General features: G+C 70.9%; 19 protein-coding genes. 7 read left to right on the forward strand and 12 right to left on the reverse strand.

Annotation, left to right across the window (positions count from 1 at the left end):
* Positions 1 to 30: 30 nt before the first annotated feature.
* The gene (locus tag AB0B14_RS15965) at positions 31 to 1,587 is read right to left on the reverse strand and encodes a S8 family serine peptidase (protein ID WP_357066304.1); all 1,557 of its coding nucleotides are present in this window, start codon (positions 1,585 to 1,587) and stop codon (positions 31 to 33) included.
* A gap of 215 nt (positions 1,588 to 1,802) precedes the next feature.
* Between AB0B14_RS15965 and AB0B14_RS15970 the strand changes: the two genes are divergently transcribed.
* Entirely contained in the window at positions 1,803 to 2,402 is a 600-nt protein-coding gene (locus AB0B14_RS15970) for a hypothetical protein (RefSeq protein WP_357522852.1), read from the forward strand.
* On the opposite strand, the gene AB0B14_RS15975 is transcribed toward AB0B14_RS15970, so the two are convergent.
* From AB0B14_RS15975 to AB0B14_RS15985, 3 genes are all read right to left on the reverse strand, one after another.
* Positions 2,370 to 2,771 carry a hypothetical protein gene (locus AB0B14_RS15975; RefSeq protein ID WP_357066298.1) on the reverse strand — a complete coding sequence of 134 codons (402 nt, stop codon included), beginning with the start codon at positions 2,769 to 2,771 and terminating at the stop codon, positions 2,370 to 2,372. The genes AB0B14_RS15970 and AB0B14_RS15975 overlap by 33 nt on opposite strands.
* Positions 2,772 to 2,970: 199 nt before the next feature.
* Positions 2,971 to 3,192: a DUF397 domain-containing protein gene (locus AB0B14_RS15980; protein WP_357066294.1), complete on the reverse strand. Its 222-nt coding sequence runs from the start codon at positions 3,190 to 3,192 to the stop codon at positions 2,971 to 2,973.
* Positions 3,162 to 4,043 carry a helix-turn-helix transcriptional regulator gene (locus AB0B14_RS15985; protein ID WP_357066291.1) on the reverse strand — a complete coding sequence of 294 codons (882 nt, stop codon included), beginning with the start codon at positions 4,041 to 4,043 and terminating at the stop codon, positions 3,162 to 3,164. Before AB0B14_RS15985 ends, AB0B14_RS15980 begins: the two co-directional genes overlap by 31 nt.
* A gap of 623 nt (positions 4,044 to 4,666) precedes the next feature.
* Between AB0B14_RS15985 and AB0B14_RS15990 the strand changes: the two genes are divergently transcribed.
* Together AB0B14_RS15990 and AB0B14_RS15995 are read left to right on the forward strand one after the other, a co-directional pair.
* The gene (locus tag AB0B14_RS15990; RefSeq protein ID WP_357066288.1) at positions 4,667 to 4,951 is read left to right on the forward strand and encodes a hypothetical protein; all 285 of its coding nucleotides are present in this window, start codon (positions 4,667 to 4,669) and stop codon (positions 4,949 to 4,951) included.
* A 104-nt stretch (positions 4,952 to 5,055) separates the two neighbouring features.
* Positions 5,056 to 5,511 carry a hypothetical protein gene (locus AB0B14_RS15995; RefSeq protein ID WP_357066285.1) on the forward strand — a complete coding sequence of 152 codons (456 nt, stop codon included), beginning with the start codon at positions 5,056 to 5,058 and terminating at the stop codon, positions 5,509 to 5,511.
* 59 nt (positions 5,512 to 5,570) lie between these two features.
* On the opposite strand, the gene AB0B14_RS16000 is transcribed toward AB0B14_RS15995, so the two are convergent.
* Together AB0B14_RS16000 and AB0B14_RS16005 are read right to left on the reverse strand one after the other, a co-directional pair.
* Positions 5,571 to 6,443, reverse strand: coding sequence for a PASTA domain-containing protein (locus AB0B14_RS16000; RefSeq protein ID WP_357522853.1), 873 nt, complete (start codon positions 6,441 to 6,443; stop codon positions 5,571 to 5,573).
* A gap of 162 nt (positions 6,444 to 6,605) precedes the next feature.
* Positions 6,606 to 7,292 carry a PASTA domain-containing protein gene (locus tag AB0B14_RS16005; RefSeq protein WP_357066279.1) on the reverse strand — a complete coding sequence of 229 codons (687 nt, stop codon included), beginning with the start codon at positions 7,290 to 7,292 and terminating at the stop codon, positions 6,606 to 6,608.
* Between the two features lie 126 nt (positions 7,293 to 7,418).
* Between AB0B14_RS16005 and AB0B14_RS16010 the strand changes: the two genes are divergently transcribed.
* The gene (locus tag AB0B14_RS16010; RefSeq protein ID WP_357522854.1) at positions 7,419 to 8,882 is read left to right on the forward strand and encodes a hypothetical protein; all 1,464 of its coding nucleotides are present in this window, start codon (positions 7,419 to 7,421) and stop codon (positions 8,880 to 8,882) included.
* A gap of 169 nt (positions 8,883 to 9,051) precedes the next feature.
* Here AB0B14_RS16010 and AB0B14_RS16015 read toward each other — a convergent pair whose 3' ends face one another.
* Positions 9,052 to 10,530 (reverse strand): glutamate--cysteine ligase, encoded by a 1,479-nt coding sequence (locus AB0B14_RS16015; RefSeq protein ID WP_357066273.1) that lies wholly within the window; start codon positions 10,528 to 10,530, stop codon positions 9,052 to 9,054.
* A gap of 271 nt (positions 10,531 to 10,801) precedes the next feature.
* Positions 10,802 to 11,383, reverse strand: coding sequence for a YceI family protein (locus tag AB0B14_RS16020; RefSeq protein ID WP_357066270.1), 582 nt, complete (start codon positions 11,381 to 11,383; stop codon positions 10,802 to 10,804).
* A 101-nt stretch (positions 11,384 to 11,484) separates the two neighbouring features.
* On the opposite strand from AB0B14_RS16020, the gene AB0B14_RS16025 reads away from it, so the two are divergent.
* Positions 11,485 to 11,991 (forward strand): MarR family transcriptional regulator, encoded by a 507-nt coding sequence (locus tag AB0B14_RS16025; RefSeq protein WP_357522855.1) that lies wholly within the window; start codon positions 11,485 to 11,487, stop codon positions 11,989 to 11,991.
* A 241-nt stretch (positions 11,992 to 12,232) separates the two neighbouring features.
* On the opposite strand, the gene AB0B14_RS16030 is transcribed toward AB0B14_RS16025, so the two are convergent.
* The 3 genes from AB0B14_RS16030 to AB0B14_RS16040 all read right to left on the reverse strand — a co-directional run bounded on the left by AB0B14_RS16030 (position 12,233) and on the right by AB0B14_RS16040 (position 17,810).
* Positions 12,233 to 14,923 carry a helix-turn-helix domain-containing protein gene (locus AB0B14_RS16030; protein ID WP_357522856.1) on the reverse strand — a complete coding sequence of 897 codons (2,691 nt, stop codon included), beginning with the start codon at positions 14,921 to 14,923 and terminating at the stop codon, positions 12,233 to 12,235.
* A 134-nt stretch (positions 14,924 to 15,057) separates the two neighbouring features.
* On the reverse strand, positions 15,058 to 16,206 hold the full coding sequence (locus AB0B14_RS16035) for an acyl-CoA dehydrogenase family protein (RefSeq protein WP_357522857.1): 1,149 nt from the start codon (positions 16,204 to 16,206) through the stop codon (positions 15,058 to 15,060).
* 71 nt (positions 16,207 to 16,277) lie between these two features.
* Entirely contained in the window at positions 16,278 to 17,810 is a 1,533-nt protein-coding gene (locus AB0B14_RS16040; RefSeq protein ID WP_357522858.1) for an acyl-CoA carboxylase subunit beta, read from the reverse strand.
* A gap of 171 nt (positions 17,811 to 17,981) precedes the next feature.
* Between AB0B14_RS16040 and AB0B14_RS16045 the strand changes: the two genes are divergently transcribed.
* Positions 17,982 to 18,542: a snapalysin family zinc-dependent metalloprotease gene (locus AB0B14_RS16045; RefSeq protein WP_357066254.1), complete on the forward strand. Its 561-nt coding sequence runs from the start codon at positions 17,982 to 17,984 to the stop codon at positions 18,540 to 18,542.
* A 54-nt stretch (positions 18,543 to 18,596) separates the two neighbouring features.
* Here AB0B14_RS16045 and AB0B14_RS16050 read toward each other — a convergent pair whose 3' ends face one another.
* Positions 18,597 to 19,517, reverse strand: a complete 921-nt coding sequence (locus AB0B14_RS16050; RefSeq protein ID WP_357066251.1) for a hydroxymethylglutaryl-CoA lyase — start codon at positions 19,515 to 19,517, stop codon at positions 18,597 to 18,599.
* 1,023 nt (positions 19,518 to 20,540) lie between these two features.
* Here AB0B14_RS16050 and AB0B14_RS16055 point away from each other — a divergent pair.
* Positions 20,541 to 21,275: a hypothetical protein gene (locus AB0B14_RS16055; RefSeq protein WP_357522859.1), complete on the forward strand. Its 735-nt coding sequence runs from the start codon at positions 20,541 to 20,543 to the stop codon at positions 21,273 to 21,275.
* The last annotated feature ends 4 nt before the right edge of the window (positions 21,276 to 21,279 follow it).

Here is a 21,279-nt window from a genome sequence, read left to right on the forward strand (position 1 = left end):
GGGTGGGGCCTCGGTCGTGGGGAGGGAGGGTCAGACGGTCAGGGTCCAGGTGTTGATGTAGCCGGTGTCGGCCGAGTAGGTGTCCCGTACCTGGAGCCGCCAGATGCCGTCGGCGGCCTCACCGGACACGTTGGTCGTGTAGGTGGCGTTCACGTTGTCCGCGCTGTCCGAGGTGCTGCTGTTCTTCAGCCGGTACGCGCTGCCGTCCGGGGCGAGCAGGTCGATGACCAGGTCACCACGGTAGGTGTGCACGATGTTGACCGCCACCGTGGAGGCCGACGAGGCGTTGCGACCGCAGCCGGAGATGGTGATCGAGCTGGTCACCGCCGCCCCGGCGTCCGGGATCGACACGTCGGTGCCGTTGGTGCCGGTGCAGCCGGTCGGCGGCGGCGGGGTAGTGCCGGTGCCCACGTAGAGAAGCAGGTTCGGTGAGCCCGAGCCGGGGTTGCTCACCACGTTGGGTGTCGCGCTGGCCACCAACTGGTTGCGGACCTGAGCCGGGGTCCAGCTCGGGTTGGCGCTGGCCACCAGGGCCGCCGCTCCGACCACGTGCGGCGTGGCCATCGAGGTGCCGCTGATCGTGTTGGTCGCGGTGTTGCTGTTGTACCAGGCCGAGGTGATCGACGAGCCGGGCGCGAAGATGTCCAGGCAGGTGCCGACGTTGGAGAACGACGAGCGGGCGTCCGAGCTGGTCGTCGAGCCCACCGTGATGGCCTCCGTGGTACGCGCCGGTGAGGTGTTGCACGCGTTCGCGCCGTTGTCGTTGCCGGCCGCCAGGCCGTACGTGACACCGGAGGCGATCGAGTTGCGCACGGCGTTGTCCAGCGAGCTGTTCGCGCCGCCACCGAGGCTCATGTTCGCCACCGCCGGCTTGATCGCGTTCGCGGTGACCCAGTCGACGCCGGCGATCACACCGGCGTTGGTGCCGCTGCCGGAGCAGTTCAGCACCCGGACACCGACGAGCTGGACCGCCTTGGCGACCCCGTACGAGGATCCGCCGACGGTGCCGGCGACGTGCGTGCCGTGCCCGTTGCAGTCGTCGGCCGCCCCGCCGTCCACCGCGTCGTAGCCGGAGGTTGCCCGGCCACCGAAGTCGTTGTGGGAGAACCGGATGCCGGTGTCGATGATGTACGCGTGCACGTTGCTTGCCGTGTTCGGGTAGGTGTAGGAGCTGTCCAGCGGCAGGTTGCGCTGGTCGATCCGGTCCAGGCCCCAGGAGGGCGGGTTGGCCTGCGTGCCGGAGATGGAGACGGTGTGGTTCTGCTCGACGTACGCCACCGCCGGGTCGGCCGCGATCCGCGCCGCCGCGCTCGCGCTGACCTTGACCTCGAAGCCGCGCAGCGCCGCGCCGTAGGTGCGGGCCACCGTGCCGCCGTGGCGGCCGGAGAGCCGCTTCGCGGTGTCACCGACCCGGTCGCGGGCCACGGCGCTGTCCTTGAGAACGACGATGTAGCTGTCCGGCACGGCGGTGACTCCGCCGGCGGCCCTGACCTCACCCGCGGGTTCGGCGGCCAGGGCCGGCGTGCCGACGGCCAGCACGGTCGCCGTTGCCACCCCGACCAGTACGGACCTTCGTGGAAGACCCATTTCCTACCTCCCTCTGACCGGTGGTGGAACGTGACCACCGGTCCCAACATCAATCGACAATTGCCGATCTAGCTGAGGGTAAGTCAGCGACCAGGTAGTTGGACATGCCGAAACGCCCATATCTCGGTGCGATGACCCCTACGGGCCTGGGGTCCGGGGCGAACAGGGGACCGGCCCGGATTCGCACCTGCGTGATTCGGGGAAGACTCTCGAACATGGAGAGTCAACTCACCATCCTGCTTCCGGTCGCCGCCGTCTGGCTGGCCGCCGGTGTCGTGGCCGACGGGCTCCCCCGGCTGCGCACCACCTGCCTGCTGCGCCGGCGTACCGGATGGTTGCTGGTGTTGGCTCTGACCGGCGTGGCGCTCACCGCGGCCGTGCTCGGCGCCGGCCTGCTCAGTGCCGGCACCGCGCCGGTCGACCGTGCCGCCGCCGGGCTCACGCTGGCCGCCGGTCCGGCGCTCGTGGCGACGGTCTGCTCCCTCCGGCGGATCCGGCGGCTGCGGGCCGGGGCGGGGGCGTTCGTCAGCGCCCCCGGCACGCCGGCGCCACACGGGCTGCGCGCCGCCGCGGCCCACCCGCTCATCGGCCTGCCGCTACAGGTGACCGCCCTGGCCACGGTGCCGGCGGTGATCGGGGCGATCGGCACCGATCTCGGCGCCGACCCGGGTGTCACCGGGCCGGCGATCACCGTGGGCGCGCTCGCGGTGATCGCCATCGGGGTCCGGCACGCCCTGCGGCACAGCCGGTTCGCCGAGCGGGCCCAGCCCAACGTTCCGCGATCAGCGCGGGCGGCCAGCCCCCTGCACGTATAGCAGTTCCAGGATCGCCCTGGTCGCCTCGAACCAGCGGTCCAGCCAGCCGGGCGGCGGCACGCTGCCCCTCGGCGGCAACTCCAACAGCAGGCCGCGCAGCAGCGGGTGGTCGGCCAACGAGCCGCTGGGCTCCATCGGCCAGCCGGTGGGCGGAAACGACGGCTCCACCAGCGGGTTCGGGTCCAGCGAGGGCAGCGAGAGCGGAATATCGGCCGAGTCGGAGGCCGACCCGTCCCGCCCGCTCATCTCCTGGTCTGTCGAAATTACTTCGGTCAGTACGCTGTCCCGACGCGCTCCGCGGTACTTTCCACCGAACCGCTCCGGTTTGCCCGGACCGTTGGTGAGATTGTCTGACCCGATCGTCGTCATCCGTCTCGCCTACCTCGCTCGGTTGCCGGTCGGGGCGACGGGTCGTCGACCCGCGCCGTACCGCTCGGTTCAACGAGACGGGCCGGCTGTGGCGACGGGAATCCCGGCGGAACCTCACCCAGCCACCCCCGCCCGACCCTCCCCGCACACGGCAAGGTCCCCGTCCGGATCCGGACGGGGACCTCAGTTGACCACTCGGTCAGACCGCGCCGAACGCACCGCCTCGGGTGCCGCCGACGAAGGCGTGCCAGTCACTCGGTGCGAAGACCAGGGCTGGGCCCGCCTTGTCCTTCGAGTCCCGCACTCCGACCGCCCCCGTCACGTACGCCACCTCCACGCAGTTGTCACAGTTCGGCCCGCTCTTCGAGCTCTTGAACCATGCTGCCTGCGTCAGGTCCACGGGGAACCCTTTGGTCGCCATTTCCACAACGGCTCCTCTGCCAGTTTTGCGATGTGTGCGACAGACTCCTCTGGACGTATGGCCGCAGCGCGGATGTGATCGAAGATGAAGCTGTACTTCTGCAGTTCGTCGCTCTTCTCGAGGAAAAGCCCACCCGTGGCGTTCTCCGCGTACACAACATCCGGATCACCGGGCTCAGGGAAGCTGAGGATCGTGAAGGTGCCGTCCATGCCGGCGTGCGCGCCCACCTCGAAGGGCAGGATCTGCAGCGTCACGTTCGGCAACTCGGCAACCTCGACCAACCGCTTGAGTTGGCCACGCATCACCTCGTCCCCGCCCACCGGCCGACGTACCACCGCCTCATCGAGTACCACCCACAGATCGACCGGATCGTCCTGGGTCAACAACGACTGACGGCCCAAACGGACACGCACCCTCTGGTGCACCTGATCGGCGGTGAAGTCCGGCCGGGCCGCGCGGATCATCGCCGACGCGTACTCCTCGGTCTCCAGGAGACCCGGCACGACCTGCTGTTCGTACGCCCGGATCGAACTCGCCGCTGCCTCCAGCCCGACGTACGCGCCGACGAGCACCGTGCTGTACGGATGCCACCAACCTTTTTGTCGGGCCTCCCGGGCGATCTGCACCAGCTCGTCGCTCTCGGCGCCGACCACCCCGTAGATCCGCAGCATGTCCCGGACGTCGCGCGGGGTGGCGGTGGTGTGCCCGGTCTCGATCCGGGAGATCTTCGACGCCGAGCACTCCAACTGCTCGGCGACCACCTCGATGGTGATCCCGGCGGACTCACGCTGGCGGCGCAGCTCGGCACCGAGCCTTCGCCGCCTGATGGTGGGACTGCGCCGCTCACTCATCGCGCGAACCGCGAATCGTTGATCCCCGCCGCTGGCTGCTCGACCCCACTCGGGCTACCTCCGGTCGACGCGCCACGGATGACACCCGCCGGTGGCGCGACCGTCGTCCGGCGAGCGTTCGCGACGAGGGGTGGTGCGGTCCTCGGCCGGTCGCGACGGGCGAAACCGGCTCCCAGTGTGCCGTCCGTACGCGGAAGGCTTCAATAGGCCTTTCGCGGGACTCGCTCACGTATCGGCAAAAGTCGACGTGCAACTTGCATGTGGCACGTCCCTCATGCACTCTGTCCGTATGGCACGGGTTACTCAGCGTCTCCGTCCACTCCCTCGCAGTGGTGACCCCACCGAGCCGGGGGCACCGGGCGCGACGCGGGTCCGGCCGACGACACCGAGACCTGCTCCGGGGGTAAAGACCCCGCTGCTGCAAGCCGGCAAGCTGCGGCGGCGGGCGCGGTCCCCGGAAGCATCCGGGTGGTGGTCGGGTGGCGGCACGCCACCAGCGAGGTACGGCCCGGCCACCGCCATCCGCACCACCGGTTCACGAGGCACGACCCCGTCACCGGCCGAGACGTCCCCCGTTCAGGCACCGCCGGCACAGCCGCCGGCCATCCTCCCCAGGAGCCCATGTGCTTCCCCGCACCGGTGACGTACTGCTCGTGACTCGCGCGGCGAGTGTCCAGTTCCTCCGGCCCATCAAGTTCCGGGTGATCCGAGTGTTGGACTGGCCCACCTATGACGGCTGGCTCTGGCTCGACGGCTATGAGTTGAACGCCGCGGGCGACGCGGTCATCCGACGGTCGATCTTCGTCCAGCGGGCAGGGCTGCAACAGCTACAGGCAGCCCCCGAGCCGCGCCCGCACACCGTGCGCGCCCGGCGACCGGTCACCCGTACCCCGATCCGGGTTGGCTGACCGACCCGATCCGCCGCCGGTGGGCGTGCCGTCACCATAGAATTGGTACGCCCACCCCGGCACTGTTCCGCCCGCGCGTCCAGGACCCTGACCCTGGGATGGTCATGGTCAATCAGCCCGCCCTGCGGCGGCACCACCGCTCCCTCATCGCCTACGCATTCGGCCTGCTCGCTCTCCTCGGGGCGGTGGCCACGATCCTGGTCCTCGTCCGCGACCCGGCGATGTCGTCCACCCGGCTGACCACACCGGTGCCCGCACCTGAGATCACCGTGGTCGACGCCGACCCGCCGACGGACGACGGTCCCGCGGCGCACGAGGAACCCGACTGGATCGGCGCCGGTGGCCCGGGCGAACATGCCGCGGGCACCGGCCCGACCGGGCCGGTGGTCGGCGGTGGCGCCGGCGGCCAGTCCGACGGCCGTCAGGAACTCACCGAGGCAGCTCCGGCCCGGGACACCACGCCGAACGTCCGCCGCTCCCTGTTCTGGTCCGGGATCTTCGGTCTCGCCATCTCCATGGCCGGCCTCGGCCTGGTCGGCACCCGCCGACGGAGGTGGTGACCACCAATCAGGCCGTCCTCGGCCTGGTCGGCACCGCCGGCGGAGGTGCTGACCATCGGTCAGGGTGTGCTCGTGACCGTCGGACTCGGGGCGGTCGGGCTCACCCCGGTCGAGGGCCGGGCCTGGGAGACGATCAACAACACCTCGTCGTCGGTCGACACCGACGTGCCCGTTCCCGGCTCGGTGCCCACCACGGTCCCCGGTGGCAGCTCCGACGGGCGGTACTCAACCTGGTAGGAGATGCCGAGCCGGCCCAGCAACCCCTCGGCGGTGGCCTGCGGCAGCCCGGCGAGCGGCGGCACCGGCACCTCGTCCGGCGCGCTGGTGGTCGGCGGGCTGCTCGGTGTCTCGCTTGTCGGTGCCGCCGAGCTGGGGGATGCGCTGGTCGGTGCGGCACTTGTGGCACTTGTGGCACTGGCTGACGGGGCGGACGGGGTGCTACCCGGGTCGTCCCGGTCGTCATCGCGCTGGGCGAGCACCAACCAGAGCGCTCCCCCGAGCAGCCCGACGAGCAGCAGCGCGAGCACACCCCACAGGATCGGTAGCCACCAGCGCCGGCCGCCCTGCTCCTCGACGTACCACTCACCGCCGGATTCCGGCCGGGACGGCCGCACCTCGGCCCGCCCGGACCACGACGGCGAAGTCGACTGCTCCACCGGTATCCGGGTCGTCTGGTCCGCAGGCGTGCCCGGAGTAACCGGCGCGGCCGGCGTGCCCGGTTGGGTACCGGTGGGACGGTCGATCGGCATGGTCTGGTCGGGCGAGGCGGCGGGATGAGCCGGGACGGCCCGGTCGATCGGCGCCGTCTCGTCCGGTGCGCTGGCGGGTCGGGTCGGTTGCGGTGACTCCGCCCGGTCGGTGGCCGGTGGCAGGGGACGGGTCCGGTCGTCGTCGTGGTCGCCGGCGGGCGGCTCCTGGCGGTCGTCGCTCATCGCACGTCCTTTCCCGAACCGGACGGGCGTCATGGCCCCTCGACCGTCAACCTAGTCTCCCAACCGGCCATCGGTGGGGATCAGCGTGCCGAGCCGCGCCGCCCGCACACAAGCGGGGCGCACCGATCCCGCCGGGCAGCCGATCGGCTTGCCGGCCCGAGATCAGGAAGTGGGCTTCGCCGTCGGTTGTTCGGGGGCGCCCGACCCGCACCAGATGCTGACCTCGTCGTTCCACCGGGCCGGGCCATCCTCCACCGGCTCCTGCCGGGCGACCTTTCCGTTGCGGCCGCTGATGTAACGCGGGTAGAGGCCCTCGTCGACCAAATCGTCGACGGCTTTGGCGCAGTCCTTCCCGACCACGTCCGGCACCTCGGCCGCTGGCGCCGGCCCAGCCACCTGGAGTTGCACGGTCGTACCCCGGGCGACCTCGGCGCCCACGGTCGGTGAGGTGCTCTCGACCGTACGACCGGACCCACCGCCGAACACCAGCCGCCAGCCCAGCCGCTGCTCGCGCAGCACGTCCCGGGCCTGCTCGAAGTCGGTGCCGACCACCGGTGGCACGGTCAGCCCGGGCCCCCTGGTCGCCGTGGCGGAGGTGCGGACGGCCGACGGCGTGGCCCGGCCGGTGCTCGGCCGGGGCGCGGTGGCCCGGCTGGTCGGCGGAGCGGTCGTGGTCGCGGCGGCCAGCGGATCCCCGGGAGGTGGGTCACCGTCGCCGGCCAGCAGCCAACCGCCGGTCGCGCCGATCGCGGCGAGCAGCACAACGGCCAACCCACCACCCAGCAGCACGCTGGCCCGGCTCGTGCCGCCGCCCGCGGCATCCTGCGAGCCCGTGTTCGTGTCCGTCATACCGCCCACCGCCTCATCACCGGCGACCGTACCGCCCGCCGCCCAATCCGCCGCACCGACGGTCAGTCCATACCGGCGGGTCGTTGCGACTCGCCGCGCCGACGACGGGACGTTACGCTGCCCGGCATGGCCAGACAGGGCTGGGGAGTGTCGATCGCGACCGCGATCGGAATCGCTGCCGGCGCGGGCGCCGCACAACTGGGCTTCGGCTACGGGCTCGGCGTCATCACCTGGACGCCCACCGATCTCGGGGCCACGGACACGGCCTGGGCCGACGGCCTCGCCTGGGCCACCTGGCTCGCCGCCAGCTCGACGGTCCTCGGCGCGGTCTGCGCGCAGCGGCTACACCAGCGCGGCGCATCCACGACGCCCGAGCAGCCGGTGACCGAGGTTTCCGGCCCCGCCACCGACACCACCGGCCCAGAGACGCCCGAGAGGCGATCGCCGCAGCCAGCCGAGGTGCCGTCCGACGACCGAGCTGACCCGGAGACGACCGCAAGGCGACCGCCGCAGCCGTCCGACGACCGAGGCGGCCTGCTGCGGCGGGTGGTCCTGGCGCTCGGCGCCGGGGTCGGCGGGCTGGTCACCGTACTGCTGATCGCCGTTCCCGCGCGGGTCGCGACCGGTGCCGACACCGGCGAACCGCAACGGACCGCCGCCGTGCAGGCGACGCTGGGCATCCTGATCGGTGTGCTCGTCGCGGTCTGGGCGCTCCGGTCCCGGGCCGCCGCGGTCAACGTGACCGCGACCGCCGCCTGGCTGTGGCTGCTCGCGGTGGTCTCGGTGATCGACGGGGTACGCGTCGGACGAGGGCTGACCGGTGCTCAGCTCGGCACCTGGCAGCTCGATCCGGACCAGCCGCGGTACTGGATCGCCGGCCAGCTCTACTGGCCCGGTGCGCTGTTGGCACTCGTGCCCGCGCTGCTGATCGGCGTGCTGGCCGCCCGGCACAGCGCCCGGTCGGCCGGGCACCGGATCGGGGCCGCGGCCTCCGGCGCTGCCGGTCCGGTGCTTGTCGCGCTCGCCTACCTGACCACCCTGCCGCACTGGTCGACGCTGGGCCCCGCGCAGCTGTCCACCCAGCTGATCGCCCCGTACGCGGTGCTCGCCGGCATCGGCGGCTCCGTGCTGGCGGCTGTCCTCGTCGATCGCGCCGAGCGGAGTCGGGGTGCGGCTGCCTCGGTCCCGAGGGCGGACGCGCGCCCGGCTGCTCAGGTCGACTCGACCCGGGCCACCGTCGACGGGCCGACCCCTCGGACCGATCCGGCTCCGAACGCCGAGCCGTCGACTTCCCGCTCGCCCATCGCCACCACGGGTCGACGCGGCAGGACCGACGCCCCACCCGGGACAACCATGGCAGGCGCCGCACCAGGTGCGGATGCCACGCCAGGTGCGGGTGCCACGCCAGGTGCGGGTGCCACGCCAGGTGCGGGTGCCACGCCAGGTCCGGATGCAGCGCCGCGGGTGCCCGCACCAAGGGTGCCCGCGCCGCGCACCGAACCCTCCATCTCCGCCCCCGCAGAGGATCCGACACCAAGCGCCCGCCGCACCCGCGCAACCCGCCAATCCACCCGCCCCACCCCCGACTAACCCCCACCCCCCACCCCACCCCCCACCCCCCACCCCCACCCCCACCCCACCCCGGCCCGCCTCGTTGATCATGGGGTTATTGCCATCCGGCACGGCGTGTCGCGGCAATAACCTCATGATCAACGCGATCTGAGGGGGGTGGGGGTGGGGTGGGGTGGGGTGGGGTGGGTTAGGGGACTGGCCAGGTGTGGACGGGTTCGTTGGCGCGCTGGAGTTCCGCGTAGCGCTGGACCATGTGGTGCAGTGCGGCCGACCGGTTCATGTCGAGGCGACGCTGGGCCGCCCACACCGCCTCGGTCTGCCAGACGGCGCCGTTGCGGCCGGTACGGCAGCGTTGCTCGATGATGCCGAGCAGCCGGTCCCGCTGGGCCGGCGCGACGCCGAACCCGTCCAGGCCGGCCGCGGCGGTGGGCAGCAACCGCTCCAGCACCAGCTTGGTGACGGGCACGTCGCCGAGCCCGGGCCAGTGCAGCACGGCATCGAGGCCCCGTCGGGCGGCGGCCTGGAAGTTCTCCTCGGCGGAGCTGAAGGTGAGTTGGCTCCAGATCGGACGGTCCGCCTCGGCCAGACCCCGCGCCAGCCCGAAGTAGAAGGCCGCGTTGGCGAGCATGTCCACCACCGTCGGGCCGGCCGGCAGCACCCGGTTCTCCACCCGCAGGTGCGGTCGGCCGTTCATGATGTCGTAGACCGGGCGGTTCCACCGGTAGACAGTGCCGTTGTGCAGCCTCAACTCCCCGAGCTGCGGCACACCGCCGGCGTGCAGCACCTCCACCGGGTCCTCGTCCCCGCAGATCGGCAGCAGCGGCGGAAAGTACCGAACATTTTCCTCGAAGAGATCGAAGATCGAGGTGATCCACCGCTCACCGAACCACACCCGGGGCCGTACGCCCTGGGCCTTGAGCTCGTCCGGGCGGGTGTCGGTGGCCTGCTGGAACAGGGCGATCCGCGTCTCGGCCCACAGTTGACGCCCGTACAGGAAGGGGCTGTTCGCCCCGATCGCCACCTGCACGCCGGCGATGGCCTGGGAGGCGTTCCAGTAGTCGGCGAAGCTGTCCGGTGCCACCTGGAGGTGGAACTGGAGGCTGGTGCAGGCCGCCTCGGGGGCGATCGAGTCGGTGTGCGTCCGGAGCTGCTCGACGCCGCGGATGTCCAGCTCGATGTCCTCGCCGCGGGCGCCCACGATCTGGTCGTTGAGCACCCGATAGCGCTCGTTGGTGGAGAGGTTGTCCTCCACCAGGTGCCCCTCGGTGAGGGTAGGCAGGATGCCGACCAGGACGATCTTCGCGTCGGACCTGGCCGCGCGCTCGTCGGCTCTGGAGAGGCTGCCGCGCAGGTCGTGCTCGTAGTCGGCGAAGCCGGTGCCCTCGATCAGTCGGGGTTCGGCGTTGAGTTCCAGGTTGAACTGCCCCAGCTCGGTCTGGAACAGCGGGTCGGCGATGTCGGCGAGGATCTCCTCGTTGCGCATCGCCGGCTCGGCCGCCGAGTCGACCAGGTTGAGCTCGATCTCCAGGCCGGTCATCGGCCGGTCGGCGTCGAACCCGAAGTCGTCCAACATGAGGGCGAAGACATCCAGGCACCGTCGCACCTTCTGCCGGTAGCGGATGCGATCATCCCGGGTGAAGGCGCCCTGCGCGACGTCCCTGCCCATGTGTCCTCCCGACAACCGGCGCGGTCGGGATTCTGCCGTCCCGGCAAGCGCATTGTGAACCCTTCACGGTAAGAGCGCCCACCTGACCGGGGCCAGAGGCCGGAGCGGAGGCACTCGTGGCGCCATCTGTACCCCGTCGTCGACGCCTGGACCCGGGGGCGGTGCCAACAAGTCGTGACAATTACCACGACCACGACATTGGCGGTGGAGACGACGCCGGGCCCGCGCCGACGTGCGGCGCGGGCCCGGCGTACCGGTGATCCGGGGTAGATCAGGCCTGACGGACGGCCTCGCCCTCGATCTCGATCTTGATCTTGCGGCTGACCAGCACGCCACCGGTCTCCAGGGTGACGTTCCAGGTCAGGCCGAACTCCTCCCGGTCGATCTCGGTGCTCGCGGAGAAACCGAAGATGTCCTGACCGAACGGGCTGCGGCCGACACCCTCGAACTCCACCTCCAGCTCGACCGGACGGGTGACGCCCCTGATGCTCAGCTCACCGGTGAGCACGAACTCGCTGCCACGACGGGACTTGACCCCGGTGCTGCGGAACTCGAGCGTCGGAAACTTCTCCACGTCCAGGAACTCGGGGCTGCGCAGGTGCGCGTCCCGGTCGGTCTGGGTGGTGTCGATGCTGGCCGCCTGGATGGTGGCGGAGACCGACGACTGCATCGGGTCCTCGGCGATGGTGATGGTGGCGGTCGCCTCCTTGAACTCACCGCGGACCTTGCTCACCATCATGTGCCGCGCGACGAAGCCGACCCGCTTGTGCGCCACATCCAGCGCGTAGGTGCCAGCCGCCGGGATGGTGAGGCCGTCCCAGTCGCGGGTAACCACATCGGTGCTGCTGGTCATGCTGCTGTCCTCCAGGGGGGAATGTTTAGTAGCCCAACGACTGCCGGAGCAAATATAACCGCAACAATATTCCCCGTGTCAAGTACTGCTAGGATGAACGAGTGACCAACGTCTTCGACGATCCCCGGATCACCGCCGTCGGCCTACTCTTCGAGGCGCACGCCGGGCTGTCAGCCCGGTTCACCGCCCAACTCGAGGAGCATGGCCTCTCCTCGGTCGAGTTCGAGGTCATCACCCGACTGGCCCGCTCGCCGGGCAACCAACTACGGATGACCGACCTCGCCGCCCAGACCTCGTTGTCCACAAGCGGCGTGACGCGCGTCGTCGACCGGATGGAACGCGACGGGTTGCTCACCCGGCGGGCCTGCCCGAACGACAGGCGCAGCTCGTACGCGGTCGTCACCGCCGCCGGGATGCAGCGACTGAACGAGACGCTGCCCGGGCATCTACAGATGATCGAGCAATGGTTCACCGGCCAACTCGACCCGGAGGCACTGGCGGCCCTGCTCGACGGGCTACGCCGGGTCCGCGACGCCGCACATCCGTGCGCCACCGCCGGCAGCGACGACGTCAGCCCCGAGCAGCAGACCGCCACCACCCAGCCCTGAGCACCGGGGCGGTGACGATTACCAATAGCGGCAGAAAAAGCGGCAGAACTAAGCCATCCGAGCCGAAGAATGCCATCTAACCCGACTTTCCGCCTCCATGGCGGTGGCAGGCTTCCTACACCGGGGATCAACCGGGGGGTGACGGCGCGGGCGATCAGCGAGGGGTAGCACCAAGGGGGCTCTTCGTCCGCGCCACTCTCCCGCCCCGACGCCCGTCGGCGCCGCTCGCGAGCGGCAGACCCTAGGGTGCTTCCGGGCCACTCCGGACGGCGGTCAGCGCGTAGAGCAGGCCCGACTCCTGCGGCAGCAGCCGAATGCCGCTCTCCTCGCAGACCCGCTCCAGCCGGTCCAGGACCGCCGGGTTCGCGGTGCTGGCGGCCAGTCCCACCAGCGCCTCCACCACATCTCGGTGATCCTGACCCTTGGCGTCGACGGCGGCGGCGAACCACTCGGCGGCCAACTCCCGGTCACCCCGGTGCAGCGCCAGATTGCCCTCGATCAACGCACAGAGCCCAGCCTCCGGGCCGCCCGAGGACAGTGCCGCGTCCTCCGAGCGCTGTCGCGGCACCACGCCCCGCCGAGCCGAAGCTCGCGGCGATTCGGCCGCCACCGCGTCGACAGTCCCCGCGCGCAGCTCGCTGAGCACCTCTGTCGCTTCCGCACCACGCCCGTCCTGAGCCAGCGCCAACCCGAGTTTCCCCAGCACCCGGCGACGGCGTCGCGGATCACCCAGCTCGGCCAACGCCGCGATCGCCCGCCGGCCCTGGTCGACGGCGTCCGCGTACCAGCCCTCCAGGCGGGCGACCTCGGCTCGGTTGGCCCAGGCCAGCACCCGAAGTCGCTGCTCGCCACTCTCCGCGGCGAGTCGGTCCACCGCGGCGAGCCTGCGCCGGGCCGCGGCCAGGTCACCCGTCCGGATCTCGTGCCAGGCGAGGCTGTTCTGGGCCACCGCCAGATCCCGGGTACGTCCATTACGGGCGGCCAACCGCAGCGCCGTCTCGGCCTGCTCGCGAGCCTCGTCCTGCCCCCCGACGGAGATCAGCAGGGTGCCGAGCATGTTTCGCGCCTCCAACTCCCCGGTGACGTCGCCGGCCTGCCGGAAGATGTCCAACGCCGCGCGTGCCGTCGACAGCTCCTCGGCGCCCGCGCCGTGCTCGGCCGCCAGCCGGGCAACCCCGAGCGCGGCCCAGCCCCGCAGGATCGGATCGGCGTCCGCGGTCCGCGGGTCCGCCAGCAACCGCCGCAGCCACTGCCGCCCGGCGACGTCGCGCCCACGGAACCGCCACCAGCGGGTCAGGCACGCCGCCAGCCGCAGCGCGGTCATCGGGTCGTCGGTGGCCGCGTGGACCAGCGACGAGCTGATGTCACTGCTGATCTCGTCCAGCCGGTGCACCGCGTCGGGCAGCCGGGGGCCGACCAGGTCGCTGGCGGTCCGGGCCACCAGGCGCGCGATCACCTCGGCGTGCCGACGTCGGATGCCCGTCAACTCACCCTCTCCGGCCGCCTGCTCGACGGCGTAGTCGCGGACCGCGTCGAGCAACCGGAACCGGAACGGCCCGGTGCCGCGTACGCTCAGCAGCCCGAGCTCGACGAACCGGTCCAGCAGTGCGACAGGGTCGATCGCCACCGTGCCGTCCCGGTCGGCCTCGTCGCCGAGCATCTCCTCGGCCAACTCCACCGACCAGCGGTCGCCGAACACGGCGAGCCGGCGAAGCGCCGCCTGCTCGTCCGGGGCCAGCAATCGGTAACTTGTCGCCACCGCTTCGCGCAGGGTGACCGAACCCCCCGCCGAACCCGTGTCGGCTTCGCCGGTGGTGCGGGTGAGCGCATCCGAGGCGTCCCAGCCGGGGTGGCCCGCCGGCTCGGCGGGAGTGGCGAGGTCGAGCACCCGGTCGCCGTACCTGTCGAGCAGTTCGGTGAGGTCGAGGAGTCGGCCCCGAGCGGCCATCAGCTCGATGGCCAGCGGCAGCCCGCCCAGCCGGCGGACCAGCGCGGCAAGCGCTGGCAACTCGTCGCGGGTGGGCGGCTCCCGACGGACCTGGGCGAGCCGGGAGATGAACAACGCGACAGCTGGCCAGGTGTCGAGCGGGGCCGATCCGGAGCGTTCGGCACCCGGTGGCGGCACGTCGAGCGGCGCGACCGGCCACACTCTCTCGCCGGGCAGCCCGACCGGGTGCCGCCCGGTGACCAACACCCGCAGCGAGGGCAGTGCGGCGAGCAGCCGGTGCAGCGTCGTGGCCACCGGGCCGGGCGCACGCTCCACCGCGTCCACCACCAGCAGCGCCGGCTGCCCGGCGAGCCGGGCCACGAGTTCCGGCAGCCGCGCCGCCCCGAGTACGCCCATCGAGGCGGCGAACACGTCCGGCCCGTCCGAGCCTTCGCCGACAAGCATCCCGGCCACACCGGCCGGGTGGGCGACGGCCACCAGATGCGCCACCGCCGTCGCCAGGGCGGTCTTGCCGACCCCGGCCAGCCCGACCAGGCTCACCAGCCGGGGCCCGCGCTCGGCCGTCAGCATCTCGGCCAGCTCGGTGAGGTCACGCTCCCGGCCGACAAGCGTGATCGGCGGCGGGAGTGCGGCCGGCAGGTCGATGGATGCCGCCTCCGCCGTCGTCCTGCCCCCGATCCCGAGCGCCGTCGGGGTGGCGTCCGCCCGGGCTGGCTCGGCGCCGGCGGGGCCCCGGGCCGCGGCCAGGAACGCCGCTCGGCTGGTGCCGGTCAGCGCCAACGCCGCGGCGAGCAGCTCGACAGTGGTGCGCTGCGGCCGGACCGACCGGCCGCGCTCCAGGTCACGCACCGTTCGCACACCCACCCCGGCCCGGGACGCCAGCTCGGCCTGGGTCAGGCCGGCGGCGCGTCGATGCCCGCGGAGCAGCTCCGGCAGGGGGGTACGCCCAGCCGGGCTCCGTGACCGATCATGATCCGGAGTCATGGCCACGAAGAGTACGGATGGACTACGACCGTCGGCAGCCGAACGTCGGGCTACCGACGCCCGTTCGCCGATAATCCGACAGCCCTACGGACAACCCGCGCGGGGCCAAATGGCCGGCCTACCCGGTGAGACTCTCAGAGGCCCAGATCACGAGCGATGATCATGCGTTGCACCTCGCTGGTGCCCTCGCCGATCTCCAGGATCTTGGAGTCCCGCCAGAATCGGGCCACCGGATACTCGTTCATGAAGCCGTACCCGCCGTGGATCTGGGTGGCCTCGCGGGCGTTGTCCACCGCGATCGTGCTGGCGTGCAGCTTGGCGATGGCGGCCTGCCGCTTGAACGGCTCGCCGGCCAGCATCCGGGCGGCGGCGTCGTAGTAGGCCAGCCGGGCGGTGTGCGCCTTCAGCTCCATGTCAGCGATCTTGAACTGGATCGCCTGGTTGGCGCCGATCGGCCGGCCGAAGGCGTGCCGCTCCTTCGCGTACCTGATGGACTCGTCGACGCAGCCCTGGGCGAGGCCGACCGCCAGCGCCGCGATGGCGATCCGACCCTCGTCGAGGATCCGCAGGAACTGGGCGAAGCCGCGGCCCCGCTCGCCGAGCAGGTTGGCCGCCGGCACCCGGCAGTCGTCGAAGGTCAGCTCGTGGGTGTCCGAGGCGGTCCACCCCACCTTGGAGTAGCCAGGCGCCACGGTGAACCCGGGCGTGCCGGTCGGCACGATGATCGTCGACAGCTCCTTGGAGCCGTCCGGGTTCGTGCCGGTCACCGCCGTGACGGTCACCATAGCCGTGATGTCGGTGCCCGAGTTGGTGATGAACGCCTTCGACCCGTTGATCACCCACTCGTCGCCGTCCAGCACCGCCCGCGTCTGGGTGCCGGCGGCGTCCGAGCCGGTGCCCGGCTCGGTGAGCCCGAACCCGGCCAGCGCCTCACCGCTGAGCAACCGGGGCAACCACGTCGCCTTCTGCTCGGCGGTGCCGAACCGGTAGATCGGCATCGCGCCGAGCGAGACCGCCGCCTCCAGCGTGATGGCCACGCTGGAGTCGACCCGGGCCAACTCTTCCAGGGCCAGGCAGAGCGCGAAGTAGTCGCCGCCCATGCCGCCGTGCTCCTCGCCGAAGGGCAGGCCGAACAGGCCCATCTTGCCCATCTGGCGGATCACCTCGTACGGGAAGGTGTGCTGCTCGTAGTGCTCGGCGATGACCGGGGCGACCACCTCGCGCGCGAAGTCCCGCACGCTCTCCCGCAGCGCCGTTTGGTCGTCGGTGAGCCGGAAATCCATCTCATCCTCCTGTGGGGACGGTGCCGTCGGGCGCTCGTGACGCCGGGGACGGGTGGCGGTACGCCGTCGGGTCAGACCGGGGTGACGCCGTGCCGACGACGAGAGAAGTGCCGATCCTTGGTACGCGCCGCCGCGAAGCGACGGACCAGCTCGATGCGCAGGTCGTGCGGCTCGACGATGGCGTCCACCACCAGCTCGCTGGCGAGCCGGACGACGTCGATGTCCTGCTCGTACTCGGCTCGCTTGGCGGCCACGAAGGCGGCCCGCTCGGCCTCGTCCTCGATCGCCGCGATCTTGTTGGCGTAGACGGCGTTCACGGCGGCCTCGGCCCCCATCACCGCGATCTTCGCGCTGGGTAGGGCGATGGTGGCGTCCGGCTCGAACCCGGGGCCGGCCATCGCGTAGAGGCCGGCGCCGTACGCCTTGCGGACCACCACACAGATCTTCGGCACCGTCGCCTCGGAGATCGCGGTGATCATCTTGGCGCCGTGTCGGATGATGCCCTGCTTCTCCACCGCGCTGCCGACCATGAAGCCGGGGACGTCACTGAGGAACAGCAGCGGCACGTTGAACGCGTCGCAGAGCTGCACGAACCGGGTGGCCTTGTCGGCCGAGTCGACGAAGAGCACACCGCCCTTGAACATCGAGTTGTTGCCGAGCACGCCGACGACCTGACCGTCCAGACGACCGAAGCCGATGGTCAGCTCCTTGGCCCACAGCGCCTGGATCTCGAAGAACGAACCCTCGTCGAGCAGGCCCTTGACGTACCGCCGCATGTCGAACGCCTGCCGCTCGCTGGCCGGCACCAGCGCGGCCAGGTCGGCCTTCGCGGGCGCGGCGACCGCCGGGGCGGTCGGCGGCGCCTGGGTCCAGTTCGCCGGCAGGTACGACAGGTAGGTCTTCACCACGTCGAGCGCGTCGGCCTCGGTCTTGCAGAGGAAGTGCCCGACGCCGGACTCGGCGGTGTGCACCTTGGCCCCGCCCATCGCCTCCAGGGTGGTCTTCTCGCCGGTGACCATCTCGACCATGCGGTCCGAGCCGAGATACATGCTCGCGTTGCCGTCGACCAGGGCCACCACGTCGCAGAACGCCGGAATGTACGCCCCTCCGGCGGCGCTCGGGCCGAACAGCGCGCAGACCTGCGGAATTGAGCCGGAGGCGCGGACCTGGTTCCAGAAGATCTTGCCGGCGCCGCGGCGACCGGGGAAGAGGTCGACCTGGTCGGTGATGCGCGCGCCGGCCGAGTCGACCAGGTAGACCATCGGCACGCCGGCGCCGTACGCCCGCTCGATGATCCGGATGATCTTCTCGACGGTGCGGGCACCCCAGCTGCCGGCCTTGACTGTGGAGTCGTTGGCCATCAGGCAGACCTGTCGGCCGTCGATGGTGGCGGTGCCGGTGACCACGCCGTCGGCGGGCAGCCCCTCGGCGAGCGCGTTGGCGTAGAGGCCGTCCTCGACGAACGAACCCTCGTCGACGAGCAGTGCGACCCGCTCGCGCGCGAAGAGCTTGCCCTTGGCCGCGTTGGCGGCATGGTATTTGTCCGCGCCGCCGGACCGGGCCCGCTTGCGCAGCTGCTCCAGTGCCTCACCGTCGAGCGTCACGCCGACTCCTCCGCGCCATACTGACCTGAACGATCGTTAGGCTAGCGCATCGGCGCGACCGCCCGCGACCCATGAGCGAATCAGACGGGCGAGGCCCAGCACAAGACATTGAATAACATGAATCCTTATCGCTAGGCTCCTGGCACCCCTCCTCCCGGATTGGAGTCAGCGATGACCTCACGACTCAATCGGCTCGCTGTCGCGTTCCTCGCGACGGCACTCGCCACCGTCGGCGTCACGGTCGCCAACCCCGCGCCCGCATCCGCCGCCATGACCATCTGCTACAACACCAGCCAGGCGGGAAGCTACGCCAGCGTCGCCAACCAGTCCGCCTCGATCTGGAACAACGCCACGTCGAACCTGACGCTCTCCGCGAACTGCGGCTCCAACCTCCGGATCTACCGGATCACCGGCGGCGGTTCCTACGCCGTCCGGACCAGCCTCGGCAACGGCCGGGTCTACATCGACACCCAGCAGGCGGCGCAGTACAGCGTGCTGCGGATCATGACCCACGAGATCGGGCACATCCTCGGCCTGCCGGACAACTACAACGGCAACTGCGCGATCCTGATGTCCGGTGGCAGCGCCGGCACCGGCTGCACCAACCCGTACCCGAGCACCGCCGAGGCGAACCGGGTGACAAGCCTCTTCGCCGGCACCTTCAGCGCCACCGACCGTAGTGCGGACATCTTCCGGGACAGCTGGCCGAGCGTGGTCGCTCCGGTGAGCTGACCGACCTGGCAGGTGGAAGGGGCCGGCGTCCGCGCCGGCCCCTTCGTCGCGTCCTCAGCTCGGCAGCGGCGTCAGCCGGGTACGCGGGCCGGCGCGCAGCACGCCGGACGGCAGCTTCTTGCCGAGCAACTCCTCGGCCAACTCCGCCACCTCGAGCAGAGCCGCCAGGTCGATGCCGGTGTCGATGCCCATGTCGTGCAGCATGTGCACGGCCTCCTCGGTGGCCAGGTTGCCGCTCGCCCCCGGCGCGTACGGGCAGCCGCCCAGACCACCGACGCTGGCGTCGAACTCGGTGACCCCCAACTCCAGCGCGGTCAACAGGTTGGCCAGCGCCGTACCCCTGGTGTTGTGGAAGTGCAGCAGCACCGGCACCTGCGCGTCGCGGTCGCGTACCGCGGTCAGCAGCTCGCGGACCCGACGCGGCGTGCCCATGCCGGTGGTGTCGCCGAACGCGACCCGGTCCGCGCCATCACGGACCACCCGGTCCACGATCCCGGCCACCCGCTTCGGGTCGATGTCCCCCTCGTACGGGCAGCCGAAGCTGGTCGCCACGATCACCTCGACCCGCGCGGAGGCGCCGTGCAGCAGATCGATCAGCTCGGCGATGTCGTCAAGTGACTCGTCCGTGGATCGGTTGACGTTGCGCCGGTTGTGCGTGTCGCTGGCCGAGACCACCACCTCAATCTCGGTGAAACCGGCCGCGAGGGCGCGCTGGGCACCCCGGGTGTTCGGCACCAGGGCCGAGTAGCGCACCCCGTCGGCCCGCACCGCCCGCTGCCACACCTCGTCGGCGTCGGCCATCTGCGGAATCGCCCTGGGGTGCACGAACGACACCGCCTCGATCCGGCGTACGCCGGTGCCGGAGAGGGCGTCGAGCAGGCGCACCTTGGCCTCGGCCGGGATCGGGTCCTCGTTCTGCAACCCGTCCCGTGGCCCAACCTCGCGAATGGAGACGAAATCTGGCAATTCCGCCATGGGTCACCTCACTATCTGCCCTGGTGGGACAACGGTAGCGACACCCCGGCCCGGATAGCCGCCAGCGTCGGAGGCGGTACGGACACGGTGTGCGACGGCCGCCCGCCGGGGTGGCCCGTCCAGCCAGCGCCGGACCACCCTTCGGCGAATGAATCAGGCCAGAAGGATGCCATCACCGGCGGCGGCATGGAACTGCGGGCGGTCGGGTGGCTACGTTGGTGCCGGCGGGACAGCGGGGCCAGCCATCGGCTCGACCCCACCGTCCGGACGCCTCCGGTGGTCAGCGCTGCGACGGTCCTTCCAAGAGCTCCGCAGCGCATCGGAGTGCGGTCGAGAGGGCGCCCGCGCACGCGGCGGCGCCCTCTCGACCCACGAGCAGAGCCAGCACCACGGCGCCATCGGTGCCGAGCGATGCCTTCCGCAGAATGCGGACCGCCCGCGACCCCGCACTCGGCCAGTCTGCACCAATACCGTTCATCGCTCTTCCTCCGACAATCAGCCCGCAATTGCGGGGCGGTTAACGTCGATGGAACTTCCACGACTGTTTCCACGATCAACAACGAATCTGGATCGGGCGTTGGACGTTTCCATCTCCCTGGCAACGACCCGACCCGATGAACATGACGATCTTGTGACCGGGTTGCCGTAGGGCTACCCGGCCAACCCGACAGATGGCCTGGCTGCGACCACGACCCGGCCAAATTGGTCTGGTGTAAGGGCTGAACGCAGGCTCATCCTGACAACCCGGCCAGCCACCCGGCCAGAATCTGACTTGCGACACAGCCTCAGATACCCGTTTGCTTGATCTGAGGCGGTACAAATGTTGATCCCGGCGTCATGTGAGCTCTTGGAAGGACCCGCGTGGCGCGGTTTGCGGGGATGCCATGACCACCGGAGATTGAAAGGAGCAATGTGAACGCCGAGGGACAAGTGCCACTCTCAGCAGAACGCACCCAAAGACACCGACTGGTGCCGCGGTCGACGCTCGAAGCGCAATATCGCCAGCGATATCACAACCCCGCCGTGTCGACGTACGCGCTGGCGGTCCGTGAGATCGTGGAGACCTGCCCCGAGATCGGGCCGATCGACACCTGGCAGAAACTGGCGGACCGGATCTACACACCCCAGTCCGATCCCGACCGAGCCAGTCGGAGCAGGAAACAGTCCCTTCTGCGCAAGAAGCTGTCGCGACACTTCACCGCCGAGAGCAAGGGGCCGCCCTGGCAGACGGTGATGCTGGTGGTGAAGCACGCGCTGCCGCCGGAGCTCCGCCGGCAGTGGCTGGCCGACCTCGCCGAGTTGTACGAGCTGGCCCGCGGCGAGAGGCCACCGAATGGCGTTCGCGACGAACGCGCCGAGGACAGGACCGAGGTGCGGGACGGCCGCGATCTCGAACAGTGCCTGCGCCAGCGGATCGTCGACCTGGAACGAGAGTGTCTCGACCTGCGGGTGGAGGTCAGTGAGTTGCGGGCCGCCCAAACGACTCGGCCCCTCGGCCCCACATCAGACGATCTGCCTCGACAGCGCGAGCCGTTGAGCGGCTCGTCGACCCCGACGCCCAACACCAGGCACTTCCCGCCCAGCCAGGCCAGGGGCGGCGGTCCGGCGCAGAGTCACTACCCGGCACCGCGGCTGGACATGGGTTCGCCCGGCCTACCCGGGCAGAACAGGGGAGAGCTGGCCCGCCTGGTCGACCAGCCCTGGCACGCCCGACAACCACAACTCGACACTCCCAACAACCTGCGCCAACAGCCGTAGCCCC

This window comes from Micromonospora sp. NPDC049171 (assembly GCF_040648275.1).
GTDB lineage: Bacteria > Actinomycetota > Actinomycetes > Mycobacteriales > Micromonosporaceae > Micromonospora.